The following is a 20,499-nucleotide window of genomic DNA, read 5'->3' as shown; positions in this document are numbered from 1 at the left end:
GCCATCGCTCACCCCACCTCCGCGGCGCGGGCCAGCAGGCGCGCGACGGTGCGGGGCACCTGCTGGGCGATCTCGAGCGCGCGGACGGGGCCGCCGGGATTGGCGTCGTGGGCCGCGACCCCGTGCACGAGCGCGGCGAGGGACCCGGCGTCCACCGGGTCGAGGCCCGCCGCGAGCAGCGTCCCGGCCAGCCCTGCGAGCACGTCTCCGGACCCCGCTGTGCCGGCCCACGCCGGGGCGTCGGCCTGCGCCCGGACTGCCAGCCCGGAGGCGGGGGGCGGGACGACATACGTCGTGGATCCCTTGAGCAGCACCGTGGCCCGCAGCAGCTCTGCGGCGCGCCGGGCCCAGCGCAAGGGCTCGACGACGACCCTTTCGCGGTCGAGCCCGGACGCCTCGGGGTCGAGCCGCGCGAGCAGACGGGCCAGCTCACCGGCGTGAGGCGTGAGCAGGGTGCGGGCACCGGCGTGCGTGCGCGGACCGTCGAGCAGGTCCAGCCCGCCGGCGTCGACCAGGCAGGGCAGCTCGCTGTCGAGGGCGCGGCGGGCGGCCTCGACCTGCGCCAGGCCCAGCTGGTCCCACGAGTGCGGATGGGCGTCGAGGCCGGGGCCGACGACCCAGGCCTGGACGCGCCCGGTCCCGTGCACGGCCTCGGGCACCTCGGCACGGACCAGCTGGGTCGGGCCGGGCGGGCCGACGTAGCGCACCATCCCCGCCCCCGCGCAGACCGCCGCGGTGACGCTCAGCAGGGGTGCGCCGGTGTAGACCTCGCCGCCGGCGACCACCCCGACCACGCCGCGGGAGTACTTGTCGTCCTCGGGACCGGGCACGGGCCACAGCGCGGCGACGTCGTCGTGGTCGACCCGCTCGGCCGCGGGCGCGGTGCGCGCGGCCGACGCGGAGGCATGGTCGCGTCCGAGGTCCAGGCCGATGTCGACGACGGTGAGCATGCCGCACCGGCTCGCCGTGCCGAGGACGTGCACGGGCTTGGCGCAGCCGAAGGTCACCGTCTCGTCGGCGAACACCCCGGCCCCGCCGACGATCTCGCCCATGGGGTCCACGCCGGACGGGACGTCGACGGCGATGACGTGGGCGTCCGCACCGATGGCCTCGAGCAGCTCGGTGACGAGGTCGGGCAGACCGGGTCGGCCACCGATCCCGAGGACGCCGTCGAGGACGACGTCGGCCACGGCCAGGGCCTCGACCGCGTGGTCCAGCGCCTTGCTCCGGCGCCTGGCCTTCGACCCGCCCTTGGACCCGCCCCTGGTCGCGTCGACGATCTCGACCTTGGCCCGGCGCGCGGCGCGCAGGCCCTCCTCGTGGCGGTGCTCGGAGGTGAGGACGGCGACCAGGTCGAGGGGCTCCCCCACCAGGTCCGCGAGGTGGGCGAGGGCCCACAGGGCGTCGCCGCCGTTGTTGCCCCCGCCGACGAGGGCGACGACGAGCGGCTGCGTGCTCGTGTCGTCCGGGAGGCGCGCCGCGACGACCTGGGCCAGACCCGTCGCGGCCCGTTGCATCAGCTCACCGTCGGGGAGCTGCGCCATGGCGCGCTCCTCCGCGGCGCGGACGTCGTCGACCGACCAGGCCTGGATCATCGCGGACCTCCTTGCAGGGCACCGGGGCGGGACCGGTCGGGTGTCACCCCTCGGCGATGACGAACGCCGAGGCCACGCCCGCGTCGTGGGACAGGGACAGGTGCAGCCTAGTCACGCCGAGCAGGTCCATCCGATCCTGGACGCTCCTGCGTACCTGCCAGTAGGGACGTCCGTGCTCGCCCCGCACGACGGTCGCGTCCTGCCAGCTGAGCGACCCGGGCGAGCCGAGGGCCTTGGCGAGCGCCTCCTTGGCAGCGAACCGGGCGGCGGTCGACTCGGCGCGCAGGCCCCGCTCCTCGGGCGTGAACAACCGCTCCAGCAGCCCGGGAGCCCGCTCGAGGGTGCGCGCGAACCGATCGACGTCGACGACGTCGATCCCCACGCCGAGGATCATGGACGACCTGCTCGTATGCCGGCGCCCGCCGTCACTCGACGGTGACGGACTTGGCGAGGTTGCGCGGCTGGTCGACGTCCAGGCCCTTGGCGGTGGCGAGCTCGCAGGCAAAGACCTGCAGCGGGATGATCGACAGCAGCGGCATCATCATCACGCTGGTGCGCGGCACCTCGATGACCTCGTCCGCGAACGGTCGGACCGCCTCGTCGCCGCGCTCGGTGATGACCAGCGTGCGGGCGCCACGCGCGCGGATCTCCTGGATGTTGGAGACCACCTTGGCGTGCAGGTCATAGGGGCTGTCCTGCGCGGGCATGACGATGAACACCGGCTGGCCGGGCTCGATCAGCGCGATCGGACCGTGCTTGAGCTCGCCGGCCGCGAAGCCCTCGGCGTGGATGTAGGCGATCTCCTTGAGCTTGAGCGCGCCCTCGAGCGCGATCGGGTAGCCGACGTGGCGACCGAGGAAGAGCACCGAGCGGGTGTCGGACATGAAGCGGGCGATCTCGCGGACGCGGTCCATGCTGCCGAGGACGGTGTCGACGTGCTGGGGGATCTCGGCGAGCTCGCGCATGACGGCCTGCGCGTCCTCGGCGTAGGTCCCGCCGCGCAGCTGCGCGAGGTAGAGGCCGAGCAGGTAGCAGGCCGCGATCTGGGCGGTGAAGGCCTTGGTCGAGGCGACGGCGATCTCGGGCCCGGCGTGGGTGTAGAGCGCGGCGTCGGACTCGCGCGGGATGGTGGCGCCGTAGGTGTTGCAGATCGAGACCGTGAGCGCGCCCAGCTCCTTGGCGTGCTTGACCGCCATGAGCGTGTCCATGGTCTCGCCCGACTGCGACATGGACACGACCAGGGTGCGGTCGTCGACGACCGGGTCGCGGTAGCGGAACTCGTGCGCCAGCTCGACCTCGGTCTGGATGCGGGTCCAGTGCTCGATGGCGTACTTGGCGGACAGGCCCGAGTAGAAGGCGGTGCCGCACGCCACGATGATGATCTTGTCGATGGCCCTGAGCCGGTCGGGGTCGATGTTCATCTCGTCGAGCACGAGCTTGCCGTCCTCGTCGGTGCGTCCGAGCAGGGTGTCGGCGATGGCCTTGGGCTGCTCGAGGATCTCCTTCTCCATGAAGGACGCGTGGCCGCCCTTCTCCGCCGCCTCGGCGTCCCAGGTCACCTCGAACCTCTTGCCCTCGGCGGGCGTCCCGTCGAAGCCGATGACCTGGACGTCGTCGGGGGTGATGACGACCAGCTGGTCCTGGTCGACCTCCATCGCCGACTTGGTGTAGCCGATGAAGGCCGCGACGTCGGACCCGAGGAAGTTCTCGCCCTCGCCGAGGCCGATGACCAGCGGGCTGTTGCGACGGGCCGCCACCACGGTGCCGGGGTGGTCCGCGTGCACGGCGAGGAGCGTGAACGCGCCCTCGAGACGGTTGACCACGTCGAGCATGGCCGCCGTCAGATCGCCGTCGTAGGCCCTGGCCAGCAGGTGCGCGGCGACCTCGGTGTCGGTCTCGGAGCGGAACTCGGCGCCCTCGGCGACGAGCTGCGTCTTGAGGGCGTGAAAGTTCTCGATGATGCCGTTGTGGACGACCGCGACCTTGAGGTCCTCGCCACCGCGGTGCGGGTGGGCATTCTGGTCGGTGGGGCCGCCGTGGGTGGCCCAGCGGGTGTGGCCGATGCCGGTGCTGGCGGCACCGAGCGGGTGCGCCTCCAGCTCGGTCGTGAGGTTGACGAGCTTGCCGGCCTTCTTGGCCGAGGAGACCCCGTCCGGACCGACGAGGGCGAGGCCCGCCGAGTCGTAGCCGCGGTACTCCAGCCGGGCCAGCCCCTCCAGGACGACCTGCTGAGCCTTGCCATCCACCTGGGGGCCGACGTATCCCACGATTCCACACATGCCGGCCACGATATCCGGCCCCGGGCCCACGCACGCGCGAAACCCGCGGTCGTGAGGTGACGGAGCGTCATACGTGCTCATGGGCCACAATGTCCGGGTGTCGTCCAATGCTGCCGTCGCGCCGGTCTCGACCCCGTACGTCGAGATGGACCGAGCCGCCTGGGCCCGGCTGCGGGACCGGCACCCCCTCTCGCTCGACGCCGCCGACCTGGCCCGCATCCAGGGCACCGGTGTCCCGCTGGACCTGCAGGAGGTCGAGGAGGTCTACCTCCCCCTGTCGCGGCTGCTGTCCTTCTACGTCGACGCCACCTCGCAGCTGCACCGGGTCACGAGCAGCTTCCTCATGGAGTCGACGCCGCCACCGACACCCTTCGTGATCGGGGTCGCCGGGTCCGTGGCCGTCGGCAAGTCCACCACCGCCCGCCTGCTGCGCGACCTGCTCCGGCGCTGGCCGACCACCCCCAAGGTCGAGCTGATCACCACAGACGGCTTCCTCTACCCCAACGCCGTCCTCGCCGAGCGGGGCCTGATGCACCGCAAGGGCTTTCCCGAGTCCTACGACCGCCGGGCCCTGCTGAGGTTCGTCGCCGCGGTCAAGGGCGGTGCGCCGTCCGTGACCGCACCCGTCTACTCCCACCTCGTCTACGACATCGTCCCCGGCGAGCAGGTCGTCGTGGAGCAGCCAGACGTCCTCATCGTCGAGGGCCTCAACGTCCTGCAGGCCCCACAGCCGAGGCGTGACGGGCGGCTGGGCCTGGCCGTGTCGGACTTCTTCGACTTCTCGGTCTACGTCGACGCCCGCATCGACCACATCAAGACCTGGTACGTCGACCGCTTCCTCAAGCTGCGGCAGACGGCCTTCGCCGACCCGGCGTCATACTTCCGGCGTTACGCCGACCTGTCGGACGCCGAGGCGCGGGCCACCGCGCTGCGGATCTGGGAGGAGATCAACGGCCCCAACCTCGAGGACAACGTGATGACCACCCGCGGGCGGGCCAACCTCGTCCTCACCAAGGGCGAGGACCACTCGGTGCGGCGGGTGCTCCTGCGCAAGCTCTGAACCCACCCGCACGGCCCTCCCCCGCCTCCAAGGCTCTCGACGAGCAGGGCGGCTCAACGAAGGGGGCGGCGCAGGGTCAGCTCGACGAGGACCGGTCCCGACCGGCGCCGCGACGGGCCGTCCGCGCCGCAGCCGGCGGCCCCGTCGGCCGAGCCGGAGGCGCACGTCCCGCACCCGCCGTCGGGGCAGCCGGCGGCCAGCTCGCGCGCCTCGACCCTCCCCATCCGCACGAGGTGGTCGACGGCAGCGTCGACCGATGCCCGGGAGAGCCCCGTCCGGCGTGAGATCTCGTCCAGCGACCGCGCCCCCGACCCGAACGCCGCCAGCACCTGCTGCAGCGGCCCGCCCGTCATACGAGCAGCCGCCCGACCTGGAACACCAGGACCGACAGCGCCCAGGCCATCGTCAGCTGCACCACCAGCCCGAACCCCGTCCAGCGCAGACCGATCTCACGCCGCTGCGCCGCCAGGGTCGCGACGCAGGGGGTGTAGGCCAGCAGGAAGACCATGAACGCGAGCGCGGCCGCCGTCCCGTGGCCGCCCGACGAGCGCTCCAGGTCCTCGCGGATGACCTCGCCGAGCCGGCCGGGCTCACGCTCGCTGGCGGGCTCGGACACCGCGTAGGTCTGCGCCCACGACGAGATGACCGCCTCCTTGGCGACGAAGCCCACGACCAGCGCGGACGAGGTCCGCCACTCGCCGTAGCCGGCGGGCGCGAAGACGGGAGCGACCGCGGAGGCACCGGCGGCGTAGACGGAGTCCGCGGCCTGCACCTCGCCGAAGGACCCCCTGCCCGGCATAGGGGTGGCCTGCAGCAGCCAGATCGCGACGACCGTGGCGACGATGATGCCGCCGGCGGTCCGCAGGAATCCCCGCAGCCGCACCCAGGTCTGCGTGGCCATGAGCCGCAGGTGCGGGAGCTGATAGGGCGGCAGGTCGAGGATCAGCGGCTCGTCGCCGACGCGGCGCCATACCGTGGAGCGCAGCGCGAGGCCGAGCCCGACGACCAGCACGATGGACAGGAGGTACATCGCGAAGACGACGGTGCCCGCCTGGCGTGGGAAGAAGGTCGTCGCCAGCAGGACGTAGACCGTGAGCCGCGCGGTGCACGACGTGAGCGGCACGAGCAGCGAGGTCATGACGCGGTGGTGCGCGTTGGGCAGGGTGCGGGTGGCGGCGATGGCCGGCACGTTGCACCCGAAGCCGACCACCAGCGGCAGGAAGGCCCTCCCCGGCAGGCCGATCGACCGCATCAGCCGGTCGGTGACGACGGCGGCGCGGGCCATGTAGCCCGAGTCCTCGAGCAGCGACAGCAGCGCGAACATCAGCGCCATGAGCGGCACGAAGGTCAGGAGCATCCCGACGCCGGCGATGAGCCCGTCCACGACGAAGCCGCGAACCGGGCTCTCCCCCAAGCCGATACGACCGAGCAGCCACCCTGCCGCGTCGCTGACGGGGCCGGTGAACAATCCGTCGAGCCAGTCCTGCATCGGCGCCGCGACGGTCGTGGTGAGCTGGAACACCACCCACATGGCCGCCAGGAAGACCAGCGGCCCCCAGAGGCGGTGCGTCACGATCCCGTCGACCCGGTCGGTCCACCCGACCCGGACCTCGTCACCCTGGCTGACCGCGCCCTCCAGGGCCGACTCGACCCACGCGAACCGGTCGTCGGCCAGCAGCAGCTCGTGGTCGGCGGAGTCGAGCGAGTCCACGGGCCCGACCAGGTCCTCCCCGTCGGGGTTGTCCGTCTGGTCGTGGGCGTGTCGGTCCCGTATGCCGTCCACCGCCCGCACGGCAGGGACCGGGCGATCCAGGGTGTCGACCACGACGTGCGCGAGGGTGTCCAGCCCCGTGCGACGCCGGGGGTCGACGGGGACGACCGGCACGCCCAGCGAGATCCCCAGTCGGTCCACATCGACGTGGATGCCGCGCCGCTCGGCGACGTCGCCCATGGTCAGGGCCACCACGACCCGCAACGCGTGCTCGCGGACCTGCGCCACAAGGTAGAGGCTGCGCGCCAGGTGCGCGGCGTCGACCGTGACGACCACGAGGTCGGGGCGCTCGGCGGGCGGCTTGTCGACGAGCAGCGCACGCGTGAGCTCCTCGTCCGGGGAGGCGGGGTCCAGGCTGTAGGCGCCGGGCAGGTCGACGAGGTCCAGCTCGCCAGCCGTGCCCTCGCCCTCGCCCTCGCTCGCGGCGCGGCGTGGGGCCGCGGACGGGCCGACCCGCCACGCCCCGCGTCCCACCTCCACCGAGGTGCCGGGCCAGTTGCCCACGTGGCGGCGGGCGCCCGTGAGGGCGTTGAACAACGTCGACTTGCCCACGTTGGGCGAGCCGGCCAGGGCGACGACCGGCGCCCCGGGGGCCGCGGCCGGTCCACCGGCGTCGCTGTGGCAGCTGGGCACGCCGGCGGCCGTGATGTGCTCCGGAGTGACCACGTCGTGCCCGGCGGCGGCCGCGCCGTGCCCGGAGGTGGCGGCCCCGGCGTGGGGCGGGGCCTGCGTCATACGACCGGCACCTCCTGCTCCCCGAGGACCTGTATGCCGCGCGCCGTCTCCCGGTCCAGAGCGATGCGGGCGCCGGCCACCGCCACGACCCGACCACCCCCGGCCGTGCGGTGGACCACCTCGACCGTCGCGCCGGTGCGCAGGCCCAGCTCGGCCAGCCGACGACGCGCCCCGAGGGGCAGCCCGACCAGGGTGAGGCGCACCGGTCGCCGGAGGGGGACGGACTGAAGCGTGTCGGTGGGCCTCATGCCGCCCACGGTACGCCTGAGGTTAGGCACGCCTTGCACGGGTTCCCCGTGAGGGGACGTCGGGTCGGGCGGCTCGCGCTCAGATGTCCAGGCCCTCCAGCAGGTCCGTGACGAGCGCGGCGATGGGGCTGCGCTCGCTGCGGGTCAAGGTGACGTGGGCAAAGAGCGGGTGCCCCTTCAGGGTCTCGATGACCGCGGCGACGCCGTCGTGGCGCCCCACCCGGAGGTTGTCGCGCTGCGCGACGTCGTGGGTGAGGACGACGCGGGAGTTCTGGCCGACGCGAGACAGGACCGTGAGCAGGACGTTGCGCTCGAGCGACTGGGCCTCGTCGACGATGACGAAGGCGTCGTGCAGCGAGCGCCCGCGGATGTGCGTGAGCGGCAGCACCTCGAGCAGGCCGCGGTCGATGACCTCCTCCACGACCTCCGTGGACACCACGGCGCCCAGGGTGTCGAAGACCGCCTGCGCCCAGGGCCCCATCTTCTCGTTCTCGGTCCCGGGGAGATAGCCGAGCTCCTGGCCGCCGACGGCGTAGAGCGGGCGGAAGACGATGACCTTGCGGTGCTGACGGCGCTCCATCACGGCCTCGAGCCCGGCGCACAGGGCAAGGGCGCTCTTGCCGGTGCCGGCCCGGCCGCCGAGGGAGATGATGCCGACGTCCGGGTCGAGCAGCAGGTCCAGGGCGATCCGCTGCTCCGCGGAACGGCCGTGCAGCCCGAAGGCGTCCCGGTCGCCACGCACCTGGCGCACCGCACCGTCCGCCCCGACCCGGCCGAGGCCGCTGCCGCGGGCTGAGGACAGCACCAGACCGGTGTGCACGGGCAGGTCCTTGGCCTCGGGCATCTCGGCGCGACCGTTCTCGTAGAGCGCGTCCAGCTGCTCCGGGGCGACCTCCAGCTCGACGATCCCCGTCCAGCCCGAGTCGACCTTCCACTCGTGGCGGTACTCCTCGGCGTCCAGGCCGACCGCCGAGGCCTTGACCCGCATGGGCAGGTCCTTGCTGACGATCGTCACGTGCCGGCCGGAGTCTGCCAGGTGCTTGGCGACCGCGAGGATGCGCGTGTCGTTGTCGCCCAGCCGGAACCCGTCCGGCAGGACGCGCGGGTCGGTGTGGTTGAGCTCGACCCGCAGGGTGCCGCCGTCCTCGCCGACGGACACCGCGTGATCCAGCCGCCCCTCCTTGACCCGCAGGTCGTCGAGCAGCCGCAGCGCCTGCCGGGCGAAGTAGCCCAGCTCCGGGTGGTGCCGCTTGGCCTCGAGCTCGGTCACGACGACGACCGGCAGCACCACCTCGTGCTCGGCGAAGCGGAGCATCGCCCGGGGGTCGGACAGGAGCACGGAGGTGTCGATCACGTAGGTGCGGCAACCCTTCGCCACCGCGCCCTGGACGGCGGCCAGATCCCCGGCGACCTCGGCGACCCCCTCGCCCCGGACGTCGGCGCCGCCCTCGCCCCGCTGGTCCGCGGACGTCTCGTCATGGCTGGTCTGCGTCACGCTGACTCCCCACGCGCGACGGTGCCGTCGCGCTCGCTCTCGGTCCGGAGGCCGACCCTGACGCCGGGGCGCCGGGTCCGGCCCCCGTCCGGAGCACGTGTGGCTCCCTCAACGTCAAGGCCTTCCCATCCGTGCGCTGGATGCGCCGGATGCCCGCCACGGTACGTGCGGCTCGCCGAGGTCGCGCGGGAGATCTCGCCGCGGCGCGCCCGGGTTCAGCGGAAGTTCACCCGCGCAGACCCCTGGCGTCGTCGGGGACCGCCGTATGGGGACACCCCAGTCTCGCGCGAACCATCAGGAGCCGTAGCGCCGTTCGCGGTCGGCATACGACCGCAGGGCCCGCAGGAAGTCCACCCGACGGAAGTCGGGCCAGTAGGCCTCGCAGAAGTAGAACTCGCTGTGGATCGACTGCCACAGCAGGAAGCCGCCGATGCGCTGCTCGCCCGAGGTGCGGATCACGAGGTCCGGGTCGGGCTGCCCCTTGGTGTAGAGGTGGTCGGCGATCTGGTCGACGTCCAGCGACTCGATGATCTGCTCCAGCGTGCGGCCCCGGGCGGCCTGCGCACGCAGGAGATCCTTGACGGCGTCAGCGATCTCGCGGCGCCCGCCGTAGCCCACGGCGATGTTGCAGACGAGTCCGTCGAGCTCGGCCGTGGCCTGCTCGGCGCTGCGCAGCGCGGTCGAGGTCTCGGCGGGCAGGAGGTCCAGCGCCCCGACCAGCCGGATGCGCCAGCGCTGCTGCTCGGCGAGCGCGGCGACGGTGGTCTCGATGATGCGCAGCAGCGGTGCGAGCTCGGCCTCGGGACGGCTGAGGTTGTCGGTGGACAGCAGCCACAGGGTGACGAACTCGATGCCCACCTCGTCGCACCACTCCAGCAGGTGCTCGATCCGGTCCGCCCCGGCCTGGTGCCCCTCGGCCGTGTCGGCGCCCTTGGCGCGGGCCCAGCGACGGTTGCCGTCGAGCATCACGCCGACGTGCCGCGGCAGCCCCGCGGTGGGCAGCTGGCTGAGCAGCCGACGCTCGTAGGCGGAGTACAGCGGGTTGCCGACGGCGCTGCGCACGGGAACCTCCTTGACCGGTGACTCGGCGGGCTGTGCCAGCTCGGCGCGCACGGCGTGCTGGAGGGCGGCGCGGCACGAACGGTGCCGAGGCTACTCCTGCCGCCCGCCCTCGGCCCCTTGCTCGCGCTCGGCCTGCCGGTCGCGCTCGGCCTGCTGCTCCGCGGCCTCGCGGTAGCGCACCCGGCGCAGGTGGCCGTTCATGCTCCGGGCGAGCAGCCAGATCGCCAGCGCCAGCAAGAAGATCACGACGAAGGCTGCGAAGCCCGGTCCGATCTGGTTGTAGAGGTCGTTGCCGCCGCCACCGGGGTTCATGAGTCCTGCTCCTCGTGCTCGTGCTCGTGCTCGCTCTCGAGGGCCACGCGGCCGTCGTAGGCGATGGACAGGTCGCTGCGACGAGCCAGCGCGTCCGCCTCCTCGAGCGTGCCCAGGCCGGCGAACAGGTCGTCCTCACCGGCCTCGACCGGGACGTACGACAGGGCGGCCTCGAAGTCGTCGTAGGGCCAGGACTGCTCCTGGATCGCGAGCGGCACCTGGAACCACGTGCCGTCCGGGTCGACCTGGGTGGCGTGGGCCATGAGGGCGGCGTCCCGGATCGGGAAGTACTGCGCGACGTGGACCTTGGTGGTCACCGTCCGCTCGGGGCGGTCGCGCCACCCCTTGAGCCAGTCGTCGTACGGACTCTTGTGCCCGCCCGCCAGCATGGCCTCGTGGAAGGCCGTGATGCGCGCCTTGGAGAAGGTCTGGTTGTAGTAGATCTTGAGCGGCTGCCAGGGCTCGCCCGCGTGCGGGTAGCGGTCGGCGTCCCCGGCCGCCTCGAACGCCGCCATCGCCACCACGTGGGTCATGACGTGGTCGGGGTGCGGGTAGCCGCCCTTCTCGTCATAGGTCGTCATGACGTGCGGACGGAACTCCCGGACGACCCGGACCAGCGCCTCGGTCGTGACGTCCAGGGACTCGAGGGCGAAGCACCCGTCCGGCAGCGGCGGCAACGGGTCCCCCTCGGGCAGCCCCGAGTCGACGAAGCCCAGCCACACCTGCTGCACGTCGAGGATCTCGCGCGCCTTGGCCATCTCCTGGCGGCGCACCTCCGGGAGGTTGCGCTGGATGTGCGGGTCGTCCTTGAGCTTGTCGTTGAGCACGTCCCCGCGCTCGCCGCCGGTGCAGGTGACGACGAGGACCTCGTGCCCCTCCGCGCGGTAGCGCGCCATGGTCGCCGCGCCCTTGCTGGACTCGTCGTCGGGGTGGGCGTGCACGCACATGAGCCGCAGCGGGCCACGGGCGGTGTCGGTCACGAGGGGTCCTTCCGGCGGGACTACGGTGGTGGGTGACCCCCATTGTGCCCCGAACCACCTGCAGGAGCCGACGTGCCTGACGACGCCTACCCGGACGTGGACGAGCGGGACTACGACGAGGAGCTCGAGCAGCCCGTCGTGCCCCGGCTCGGCTCCCGCCGGTGGTGGTGGATCGCGGCGGCCGTCCTCGTCCCGGCGGTCGCGCTCCTCGCCTGGATCGGTGTGCAGAACGCCACCGACGTCATCACCCACCGGGTCATCAACTACCGCGTCGCGGACGACCGGTCGGTGATGGTGGACTTCGAGGTGACCCGGCCGCGGGGCTGGACGGTGTCCTGCGAGGTCGAGGCGCTCGACGTGCGCTTCGCGCCGGTCGGGACGGCCCACGTGCGGGTGACCGCGGACGACCGGCAGGACACGACGCGCACCCGCACCACCCTGCGCACGACCTCGCGAGCCGTGACCGGCACCGTCAAGCTCTGCACGCGCGTGTGAGCCACCCTTCGACGCCGTCTGATCAGGGCCGTCCGGGCCGGTTCGAGCACGGTCTGGGCCCAGTTGGTACACTGGTCGCTTACTCGTGCGGGTCTGGACCTGACGCGCGGCTCCCCGGAGCCTCGTCGCGTGGTCCGGACCCTGACTTATACCGACCAGGAGACATCATCGTGACCGAGACGACCGCTCAGCAGAGCTTCCTGACCCAGGAGGCCTACGACCGCCTCAAGGGTGAGCTCGAGCAGCTGTCGGGCCCCGGCCGCACCGACATCGCCAAGCGCATCGAGGCCGCCCGTGACGAGGGCGACCTCAAGGAGAACGGCGGATACCACGCGGCCAAGGAGGAGCAGGGCAAGATGGAGGCCCGCATCCGCCAGCTCAAGCAGCTGCTGGAGACCGCCAAGGTCGGCGAGGCCCCTGCGGACGACGGCATCGTCGAGCCGGGCATGGTCGTCACCGTCGACCTGTTCGGCGACGACCTGACGTTCCTGCTCGGCAGCCGCGAGATGGCCGGCGACGAGGACCTCGAGGTCTACTCCGAGAAGTCCCCCCTCGGCGCCGCCATCAACGGCAAGAGGAAGGGCGACTCGGCCTCGTACGAGGCCCCCAACGGCAAGACCATCTCGGTCAAGATCAAGGACGCCAAGCCCTATCAGGCGTGACTGTATGACTGTATGACAGCCTGACCTCCTCGTTCTCCCACGATCGTGAGGGTCTGGTCCACGATTCTTGGACCAGACCCTCACGATCTTCGGGTTCTCCGGGCCGTATGCCGACCGCCCTACCGCAGCAGCCGCGCTGCCACCCGGCGGGCCGCCGCCTCGTCGACCCCCGCGAGCAGCCCCACCGCGCACAGCACGTAGTCCACGTCCACGGCCGTCCGGGCCTGGTCGGGCACCCGCCAGCCGCCGGCCCAGTCGCTCGTGACCGCGCCGAGCACCTCCCCTGCTGTGCTATCCCCCGCTGTGCTCCCCCCCGGCTGGCCGCCGTGCCGCAGCGCGCCGCCCGACCCCAGCACGAGGGCGATGTCGCCGGTGGGACGGTCCGGGCGGGCGTGGCGGCGCACCGCGATCGTGGCCGCGAGGCGGGCCAGCTCGGCGTCGTGCCTGCGCTCGGTCGCGTCGACCGGCAGGTGCCCGGTGTCGGCGTGGACGCGGTCGGCATACGCGCTCAGGCTCTCGCTCACGGCGAGCCCCTCGCCGGGGGCCGCCTCGACGATGGTGGGGGCGTTCCAGCGCATCCCGAGGTCCCCCTCGACGGTGCGCATCGCCCAGAGCGTGCCGACGACGTGCTTGCGCAGCGTCGCGTCCTCCCCCTGCGGCTCGATGACGGAGTAGACGTCGGTCGTTGCGCCGCCCACGTCGACGACCAGGACGTCGCCGTCGTGCAGCGCCGCCAGCACCTCGACGCCGCTCAGCACCGCGTCGGGCGTCGCGGCGCGCACCAGCCGCGCCAGCTCCGGCCCCCGCGACAGCCCCTTGCCCCCGATCACGTGCTCCAGGAACACCTCCCGGATGGCGGCCCGCGCCCCTTCCGGCGCGATGACGCCGATGCGAGGGACGACGTTGTCCGTGGCGACCACGCGGCGGCCGGTCTCCTGCAGGATCGCCACGACCTCGTCGCGCGCCGCGGCATTGCCGGCGACCACGACGGGCATGGTCACGCGGGCCCGCGCCAGGCGAGTCGCGTTGTGCCGCAGCACCTCTGCGTTGCCCCCGTCGGTGCCGCCGACGAGCAGGACCACGTCCGGACGGCTGGCCCGCAGGTCGCGGATGCCCTGCGCGTCGAGCTCGCCCGCGCTCACGTGGACGACCTTGGCGCCGGCCGACAGGCCCACGCGGTGCCCCGCCTCGGCGGTCACCGTCCGCTCGTAGCCCACCACCGCGAGCCGCAGCCCCCCACCCGCGCTGGAGCACAGCAGCACGTCGTCGATCGACCCCGCCCCGCCCAGCGCCGGGTCGACGAGTTGCGCCTCGACCAGCCCGCGCGCGGTCCGGTAGCCGTCGAGCACGTCGGTGGTCACGGTGGTCAGCGTATCGGCCCGCGCCACCAGCTCACCGGTCTGCGTCTCGACCACCACCGCCTTGGTGAAGGTCGAGCCGACATCGACGCACAGCACGCGAGACATGCCCGCAGGCTATCCACCCCGGCCCTGGTGGACGTCGCGCGGCCCCTCCGGCTCCGCGTCACTAGCCTGGGGGCCATGCCCGGCACCCAGCGCAGCGTGACCCTCCGATTCATGGCGGCCCCGACGGACGGCAACGTCCGGCGCCGGGTGGGGGGCGGGCGCATGCTCGAGTGGATCGACAAGTCCGGATATGCCTGTGCCGCAGGGTGGTCCGGCACCTACTGCGTGACCGCGTATGTCGGCAACATCCACTTCACCCGCCCGGTCGAGGTCGGGGACCTGGTCGAGGTGCAGTCCCGCGTGGTCCACACCGGGCGCTCGTCGATGCACATCGTGGCGACCGTCTCCTCCGGCGACCCTCGCGACGGCCGGCTCACCATCAACACGCAGTGCCTGCTCGTCTTCGTGTCCATGGGCGAGGACGGGCGGCCCGCCGCGGTGCCGGAGTTCGTGCCGCAGGACGACTGGGAGCGCGAGCAGCAGGCCTTGGCGGTGAGCCGCATCGAGGGGAGGCGTGCCATCGAGGCCGACATGGAGCGGCAGCGCTACACCGACGACACGGACGCCTGCCGCGAGACGCTGCGGTTCATGGCGGCGCCGACCGACGTCAACTGGGGCGGCAAGGTGCACGGCGGCATCGTCATGCGCTGGATCGACGAGGCGGCCACGCTGGTCGCCGAGCGCTGGCACCAGGGCAGCGTCATCGCGGTCTACGCCGGCGGCGTCCGGTTCTACCGCCCGCTGCTCATCGGGGACCTCGTCGAGGTGGAGGCGCGCCTGATCTACACCGGCCACTCCTCGATGCACGTCTCGGTGCACGTCCGCTCCGGCAACCCCCGCACCGGTGAGATGCGCACGACGACGCACTGCACCATGGTCCTCGTGGCGCTCGACGAGCACGGCCACAAGCAGCACGTGCGCTCCTGGAACCCCCAGCGACCCGAGGACCTCGCGCTGCAGGAGCACGCCAAGGCGCTGATCGACATCCGTGAGCGGCTGCGCCGCCCCATCCCCGCGGCAGCGCCCGACGCCCCGCAGTGAGCGTGCGAGACTGGACGCATGATCTTTGGTCGCCCCACCCCCGTCATGGTCACCCCCGCCGAGGCACTGCCCGGGCGCGACACCCCCATGGGCGGGCTGGCGGCGCGGCATACGGTCCTCGATGCCCCACTCGCTGGCCCCTGGACCACCACCGACGGCTCCCCCGCCGAGATCCTGTATGTCGCAGGCGGCTGCTTCTGGGGGCTGGAGCGGATCTTCTGGCAGATGCCCGGCGTGGTCGGCACGGCGGTGGGCTACATGGGCGGGTTCACCCCCAACCCGACCTACGAGGAGGCGTGCACCGGTCGCACCGGGCACACCGAGATGGTTCTCGTGGCCTACGACCCGGGCCAGGTCGGCGCCGACCGCCTCGTCGCCACGCTGATGGAGAACCACGACCCGACGACCGCCAACCGCCAGGGCAACGACGTCGGCACGCAGTACCGCTCGGCGATCTACTGGACCACGCCCCTGCAGGAGGCCCAGGCCCGCGCTGCCGTGCGAGCCTTCGACGAGCTGCTGACCTCGCGCGGCCACGGCCACGTCACCACCGAGCTGCGGTCGGCCGACGACGCGGGGCCCTTCTACTTCGCCGAGGACTACCACCAGCAGTACCTCCACAAGAACCCCGGCGGCTACTGCAACCACGGACCCAACGGCTACACCTGCCCCGTGGGTCTGGTCTCCTCCGACGACCTGCCCGCCCAGACGTCCGTCGAGCCGCCACGCGCCTGACCAGCAGCCGGACACGGAGTGCACGCAGACCACACTCCCCGTGAGCGCAGGAATTGCTGCTCCGCTCACGCATCGTCAGGAGCCCTGACCACACGCGTCAACGCTCCTGACGATTTCGTCGCCGCACAGCCCCCACTCCCCCTCCGCAGCGTGACACCACCCAACCCTCGGTCACAGGCTCAGAGGCCTACATCGAGTCGCCGGGTCACGGTGCGGGTCGTAGGCGGGAGTTCGGGCCGCCGGGGCCGCGCCGCGCCCGCCGCGGCCTGGGCGGCGCCACGTGCAGAGGACGGTCGTCCACCAGGGTCTGCAGGTCCTCGAGGAGGCCCCGGGAACCGTGATGCAGCCCGGGCCCCGCGTCCTCGAGCGCCATGGAGAGGGCGATCCTGAGACGTCTGGCAAGGCGTGCCCCAGATCCGGTCGGACGCACGATGGGGTCCCCCGTCGTGTCGTGCCAGTCACGTACGAGCAGACCGGCGTCGACGAGCCGCCGCACCACAGAATGCAGGCCCTGACGACTCAGCGGCTCCCGCTCGCGCAGCTCGCCGATCGAGGTGCCGGCGGGGCGACATACGAGCAGGACGCGGACCTCCCGCATCGTGAGCGCCTGCTCGACCTTCTCGGAGCGCAGGGCGTCGGCGACGACGTCCTCCACCCAGCGCGCCGCCAGGTCGAGCAACCGCGCGACGTCGTGCAGCGGAGGGTCCGAGTAGCCACGAAGGGTCCGGTAGGTCCACGCGGCCGAGTCGTCACAGGTAGGCATGCCGGACAGCCTGCACCGGTGACCCCGGGAGGGCTCCGGCTCATCCACAGGTGGGGCGCCTCGGCGGGCGCCTCACCATGCCCTTGTGGACGGACGTCAGGCTCGGCGGCCCGTCCGCGCCAGGACGCGGGCACGCCGGTCCGCCCCCTCGGGAACCTCGACGGGTCGGGCGAAGATGCCGGGTGCGTAGGCGTGCTCGCCGAATCCGTCCACGGCGGCGTCGATCTCGTCGAGCTCGGCGTCCGTGAGGACCTCGTCACGGCCCTGGGAGCGGGCGATGTCCCAGCGGTGCACCAGCAGGTCGAAGCCGTAGAAGCGGGTGAGGGTGGCGCCCACGGTCGTGGGGCCGAAATGGCCGTCGAACGCCTGGTCCCCCACGGCCGGGTCCGCCAGCAGGGCGGCCACGGCCGTCTCGTGCGCGGCCCACCGGTGGGACGGGGATCCCTCGGCGGTGACCGGCAGGGCCAGGCCGCATCCCTCGACGAAGTCCCGCTCCGTCTGGACGACGTGGTCTACCACGTCGGTGGCGGTCCATCCCTCGCACGGGCTGGCGGCGTCCCAGTCGGTCACCGCCACGACGACCGCCGTGAAGGGCTCGGCGTGCTGCCGCCAGCTCGCGAGGGTGGGGTTGTCGTCGGTCCTGGTGGTCGGGTGGGTGGTGGTGGTCATGAGGGTCTCCTCGGCAGATGGGGAGTCGAGACGGCGGGGCACGTCTGGACCGGGCACCCCGACGCTAGGCTCGGCGGGCATGGGCCGTCTTGACGATTCCCGACAGCCGGGCCGGGCGACCGACGACATCGACCGGGCGCACCTGCGCGACCCGGCGGACGACAGCTTCGTGATCAGCCGCTACCTCCCGCCGGACGAGCTGCAGGGCTGGATCAGGCGCTACTGGGTGCCGGTGTGGGACGTGCCGGAGGATCCCGACCAGCCCGACCACTCCGACCAGCCCGAGCGGCCCGAGCGAGGGCGCCGGGAGCAGAAGGTCCTGCAGTACCCCGTCACCCTGGCCGTCGTGTCGTCGGTCTACGCACGGTTCGTCGGCCCGCGGCGAGGCCTGTCGATCACCGTCCTGGAGGGACGCGGGTGGGCCTTCGGCGTGATGCTCGCACCCGCCGCCGGCGCGCCGCTCCTGGGCGGGCCGGTCAGCGGGATCACCGACCGGTATGTCGACCTCGCCACCGTCCCGTTGCTCGGGGACCTGCCCGAGGCGCTGCGAGCCGTGATGAGCGAGGACCCGAGCGACGAGGCAGCCCACGCCGTCGGCCGCCGGCTGGTGGAGGACCGGGTCGCCCGCCTGTGCCCCCCGGGCGTCGAGGACCGGTTGGTGAACGACGTCGTGCGCACCGTCGAGGAGGACGGCTCGGTCCTCACGGTCACCCAGCTGTGCGAGCGGGTGGGCCTGTCCGAGCGGACGCTGCAGCGCCTCACCGAGCGCCGGCTGGGGCTCACCCCGCTGTGGCTCGTCCGTCGTCGCCGGCTGCACGAGGCCGCCGACCGGTTGCGGCACCACGAGGGCAGCCTCGCCGACGTGGCCGCAGACCTGGGGTACGCCGACCAGGCGCACTTCTCGCGCGACTTCCGCACGGCGACGGGCTACTCGCCACGGGAGTTCGTGACGCTGCAGCGCGGAGGGGCCTGAGCCCTCGGCTATCGTGCGCGCCATGGACGACGCCCCGCAGCCTGACCCGACCTCCCTGCTGGACGAGCTGGAGTGGCGCGACGCCACGACCGCCGACGAGGAGCTCCTCGAGGTCGCCACGTGGGTCAACGTCAACTGGCTGCGGCACCGCACCAGCCGTGCGGAGGTCCGCGAGAACCCCCGGATGGCGCACTACTTCGCCGGTTTCGGGCACCGCGGCGGCGACCTCGGCGTGGTCGCCCAGACGCGCACCGAGACCGTCGGCGTCGCGTGGGCCCGGACGTTCTCGGCGCAGGACCCGGGCTACGGCTACGTCGCCGACACCATGCCCGAGGTGAGCGTCACGGTGTTCGAGGACTACCGCCGCGAGGGGGTCGGGCAGGCCCTGATGGAGCGGCTCGCCGACCGGCTGCGGGCCGCGGGGTATGCCGGCGCCAGCCTGTCGGTGGAGGACGGCAACGAGGCGGTCAACCTGTATGGCCGGCTCGGCTATCGCACGGTGGGGCACGACGGCACGGCCGAGACCATGCTCCTCGACCTGCGCGTCTGAGCCGTCGGGCCTGAGGGGTCCGGCCTGACGTGTCCAGACCCAGGCGGCCGATCAGCCCTGCGGGGTGCTGGTGAAGCGAGGGTGCCGCTTCTCCAGGAAGGCGGTCATCCCCTCCTGGCCGTCGACCCCCACCGCGCCGTCTGCCATCGCGGCAATCGCCATCGCGTAGGCCTCGGACTGGTCCCGGCCGACCTGGGCGTAGAAGAGCCGCTTGCCGGCGGCACGCTGGGCGGCGCTGCCACGGGTCACGCGAGCGACCAGGGCGGCCACCGCCTCGTCCAGCTCGTCCTCGGGGACGACCGCGTTGACCAGACCCCACTCCAGGGCGGTGCCCGCGTCCACGACGTCGCCGGACAAGGCCATCTCGAGGGCGCGCTTGCGACCGACGTTGCGCGCCACCGCCACCAGCGGGGTGTGGCAGAACAACCCGCCGCGGCCTCCCGGCAGCGCGAAGCCCGCCGTCTCGGCCGCCACCGCCAGGTCGCAGGTCGCGACGAGCTGGCAGCCGGCGGCCGTGGCGAGGGCGTGCACGCGGGCGATCACGGGCTGCGGCATCGCCTGGACCGTGTCCATCAGCGACGTGCAGAGCTCGAACAGCTCGGTCACGTCCTCCGACCTGGCTCCCACCATGTCGAGGAAGCTGTGGCCGGCGCTGAACACCGGGCCCTCCGCGGCCAGCACCACCGCGAGGGTGTCGGTGCTGCCCGCCTCGGCGAGGGCGTCGCGCAGCGCGCCCATCATGTCGACGACAGGGCGTTGCGCTGCCTCGGGCTGGTCATCGTCACCGTCGTGACGTCGCCGGTGCAGTCGACGCAGACGAGCACGTCTGCCATGGATCCTCCTCGATCGGGCGTGTCCTGGCAGTCTGGCAAAGGGGGACGAACCTGGATAGGCCCCGTGGCCCTACGTCGACCGTCGGCCCCTCCCGCGCGCCGAGCGGTCGGGTGCGTCAGACGCTCCGGCGCGTCAGATGCTCGGGCGCGTCAGATGCTCGGGCGCAGCGCCCCGGCCGTCCGCGGCCGCTCGAACGGCGTGAACAGACCCGGCCCGATCGGGCGCAGCGTCAGGACGACCTGCCCCTGGCGGTAGACCGGCCGCACGAAGTCCAGGCCCTCGATCCGGGCCTGCGGGTCGATGCGGCTGGGGTGGCCGGGGACGACGAGCTCGTCGATCACGGTGCTGTCCAGGACCTCGCGCGCCGTCATCGCGCCGGCGAGGGCGCACTGGCCGGGGAAGACGAACAGCCGCCCGCCATACCGCGCCTCGTGGTCGGCGACGGCGTCGCGCGCCATCACGGCCCAGCGGTCGTGGTCACGCAGCCCGGCGCCGGCCCAGCGGTGCGGCCCGAGGACCTGCGCGGTCACGAGGGCGATGCCGTCGACGACGTGGGTCGCGGCGGTGAGCACGTCGGTCCCCCGCGTGAGCTGCAGGGCCTGCTGCTCGGCCTGCTGCACGGTGGTCCACCACCCCGGCAGGGCGGTGACGTGCTCGTCGGCGCGCCGCGGAGGTCCTGCGCTGTCCATCGAGCCCCCTGCCCGTCGTGGCCGCAACGGCGGGAGTCGCCGGCGCCAGACGACCATTCGACTCGCGCCGAGCATCACGGGGGCC

Annotated in this window: 22 protein-coding genes; 7 read left to right on the top strand and 15 right to left on the bottom strand. The window is 72.8% G+C overall.

Translation table 11 applies throughout. The annotated features are described in order from the left end of the window. Positions 1-8: 8 nt before the first annotated feature. The 3 genes from ACF3NS_RS07830 to glmS are packed head-to-tail and all read right to left on the bottom strand — an operon-like array spanning position 9 to position 3,874. Positions 9-1,595 (bottom strand): bifunctional ADP-dependent NAD(P)H-hydrate dehydratase/NAD(P)H-hydrate epimerase, encoded by a 1,587-nt coding sequence (locus ACF3NS_RS07830; RefSeq protein WP_392469017.1) that lies wholly within the window; start codon positions 1,593-1,595, stop codon positions 9-11. A 43-nt stretch (positions 1,596-1,638) separates the two neighbouring features. Continuing rightward, complete coding sequence (locus ACF3NS_RS07825; protein ID WP_154593256.1) at positions 1,639-1,989, bottom strand: holo-ACP synthase; 351 nt, start codon at positions 1,987-1,989, stop codon at positions 1,639-1,641. A gap of 31 nt (positions 1,990-2,020) precedes the next feature. Then, on the bottom strand, positions 2,021-3,874 hold the full coding sequence (gene glmS / locus ACF3NS_RS07820) for a glutamine--fructose-6-phosphate transaminase (isomerizing) (protein ID WP_154593257.1): 1,854 nt from the start codon (positions 3,872-3,874) through the stop codon (positions 2,021-2,023). 79 nt (positions 3,875-3,953) lie between these two features. On the opposite strand from glmS, the gene coaA reads away from it, so the two are divergent. Further along, entirely contained in the window at positions 3,954-4,934 is a 981-nt protein-coding gene (gene coaA / locus ACF3NS_RS07815) for a type I pantothenate kinase (RefSeq protein WP_154593258.1), read from the top strand. 53 nt (positions 4,935-4,987) lie between these two features. Here the strand turns inward: coaA and ACF3NS_RS07810 are convergent, their stop codons facing one another. The 7 genes from ACF3NS_RS07810 to mca form a co-directional block, all read right to left on the bottom strand. Continuing rightward, entirely contained in the window at positions 4,988-5,287 is a 300-nt protein-coding gene (locus ACF3NS_RS07810; protein WP_154593259.1) for a FeoC-like transcriptional regulator, read from the bottom strand. Next, positions 5,284-7,440 carry a ferrous iron transport protein B gene (gene feoB, locus ACF3NS_RS07805; RefSeq protein ID WP_392469012.1) on the bottom strand — a complete coding sequence of 719 codons (2,157 nt, stop codon included), beginning with the start codon at positions 7,438-7,440 and terminating at the stop codon, positions 5,284-5,286. Before feoB ends, ACF3NS_RS07810 begins: the two co-directional genes overlap by 4 nt. Then, positions 7,437-7,688, bottom strand: coding sequence for a FeoA family protein (locus ACF3NS_RS07800; protein WP_289032691.1), 252 nt, complete (start codon positions 7,686-7,688; stop codon positions 7,437-7,439). Before ACF3NS_RS07800 ends, feoB begins: the two co-directional genes overlap by 4 nt. 79 nt (positions 7,689-7,767) lie before the next feature. Continuing rightward, positions 7,768-9,003 (bottom strand): PhoH family protein, encoded by a 1,236-nt coding sequence (locus ACF3NS_RS07795; protein WP_230082837.1) that lies wholly within the window; start codon positions 9,001-9,003, stop codon positions 7,768-7,770. Positions 9,004-9,477: 474 nt separating this feature from the next. Continuing rightward, complete coding sequence (locus ACF3NS_RS07790) at positions 9,478-10,245, bottom strand: isoprenyl transferase (protein WP_288799084.1); 768 nt, start codon at positions 10,243-10,245, stop codon at positions 9,478-9,480. Between the two features lie 90 nt (positions 10,246-10,335). Then, positions 10,336-10,557, bottom strand: coding sequence for a hypothetical protein (locus ACF3NS_RS07785; RefSeq protein ID WP_288799083.1), 222 nt, complete (start codon positions 10,555-10,557; stop codon positions 10,336-10,338). Next, positions 10,554-11,504, bottom strand: coding sequence for a mycothiol conjugate amidase Mca (gene mca / locus ACF3NS_RS07780; RefSeq protein WP_392469099.1), 951 nt, complete (start codon positions 11,502-11,504; stop codon positions 10,554-10,556). The genes ACF3NS_RS07785 and mca overlap by 4 nt, the downstream gene beginning before the upstream one ends. 105 nt (positions 11,505-11,609) lie before the next feature. Here mca and ACF3NS_RS07775 point away from each other — a divergent pair, with 105 nt between their 5' ends. Both ACF3NS_RS07775 and greA read left to right on the top strand, forming a co-directional pair. Next, complete coding sequence (locus ACF3NS_RS07775; protein WP_392469008.1) at positions 11,610-12,032, top strand: DUF4307 domain-containing protein; 423 nt, start codon at positions 11,610-11,612, stop codon at positions 12,030-12,032. Between the two features lie 170 nt (positions 12,033-12,202). After that, complete coding sequence (greA, locus tag ACF3NS_RS07770) at positions 12,203-12,694, top strand: transcription elongation factor GreA (protein ID WP_288799081.1); 492 nt, start codon at positions 12,203-12,205, stop codon at positions 12,692-12,694. A gap of 119 nt (positions 12,695-12,813) precedes the next feature. Here greA and ACF3NS_RS07765 read toward each other — a convergent pair whose 3' ends face one another. Further along, positions 12,814-14,160 carry a glutamate mutase L gene (locus tag ACF3NS_RS07765; protein ID WP_288799080.1) on the bottom strand — a complete coding sequence of 449 codons (1,347 nt, stop codon included), beginning with the start codon at positions 14,158-14,160 and terminating at the stop codon, positions 12,814-12,816. 75 nt (positions 14,161-14,235) lie between these two features. Between ACF3NS_RS07765 and ACF3NS_RS07760 the strand changes: the two genes are divergently transcribed. Then, on the top strand, positions 14,236-15,201 hold the full coding sequence (locus ACF3NS_RS07760) for an acyl-CoA thioesterase (RefSeq protein ID WP_154593265.1): 966 nt from the start codon (positions 14,236-14,238) through the stop codon (positions 15,199-15,201). 18 nt (positions 15,202-15,219) lie between these two features. Then, entirely contained in the window at positions 15,220-15,936 is a 717-nt protein-coding gene (gene msrA, locus ACF3NS_RS07755) for a peptide-methionine (S)-S-oxide reductase MsrA (RefSeq protein ID WP_392469006.1), read from the top strand. A gap of 205 nt (positions 15,937-16,141) precedes the next feature. On the opposite strand, the gene ACF3NS_RS07750 is transcribed toward msrA, so the two are convergent. Continuing rightward, a complete protein-coding gene (locus ACF3NS_RS07750) occupies positions 16,142-16,699 on the bottom strand; it encodes a helix-turn-helix domain-containing protein (RefSeq protein WP_154593266.1) in 558 nt (185 codons plus the stop codon). Positions 16,700-16,795: 96 nt separating this feature from the next. Beyond that, positions 16,796-17,368 (bottom strand): maleylpyruvate isomerase N-terminal domain-containing protein, encoded by a 573-nt coding sequence (locus ACF3NS_RS07745; RefSeq protein WP_288799078.1) that lies wholly within the window; start codon positions 17,366-17,368, stop codon positions 16,796-16,798. A gap of 79 nt (positions 17,369-17,447) precedes the next feature. Between ACF3NS_RS07745 and ACF3NS_RS07740 the strand changes: the two genes are divergently transcribed. Together ACF3NS_RS07740 and ACF3NS_RS07735 are read left to right on the top strand one after the other, a co-directional pair. Then, entirely contained in the window at positions 17,448-18,341 is an 894-nt protein-coding gene (locus tag ACF3NS_RS07740) for a helix-turn-helix transcriptional regulator (RefSeq protein WP_154593268.1), read from the top strand. Positions 18,342-18,363: 22 nt separating this feature from the next. After that, positions 18,364-18,891, top strand: a complete 528-nt coding sequence (locus ACF3NS_RS07735; RefSeq protein ID WP_154593269.1) for a GNAT family N-acetyltransferase — start codon at positions 18,364-18,366, stop codon at positions 18,889-18,891. 51 nt (positions 18,892-18,942) lie between these two features. Here ACF3NS_RS07735 and ACF3NS_RS07730 read toward each other — a convergent pair whose 3' ends face one another. Next, on the bottom strand, positions 18,943-19,629 hold the full coding sequence (locus ACF3NS_RS07730; RefSeq protein WP_230082815.1) for an enoyl-CoA hydratase-related protein: 687 nt from the start codon (positions 19,627-19,629) through the stop codon (positions 18,943-18,945). Between the two features lie 245 nt (positions 19,630-19,874). Continuing rightward, complete coding sequence (locus tag ACF3NS_RS07725) at positions 19,875-20,414, bottom strand: hypothetical protein (RefSeq protein WP_392469004.1); 540 nt, start codon at positions 20,412-20,414, stop codon at positions 19,875-19,877. Positions 20,415-20,499 lie beyond the last annotated feature (85 nt).

Source organism: Arsenicicoccus cauae (genome assembly GCF_043162025.1).
Lineage (GTDB): Bacteria > Actinomycetota > Actinomycetes > Actinomycetales > Dermatophilaceae > Arsenicicoccus > Arsenicicoccus cauae.
Note: the sequence above shows the minus strand (reverse complement) of the source record. Positions and strands in the feature narration are given on the sequence as shown.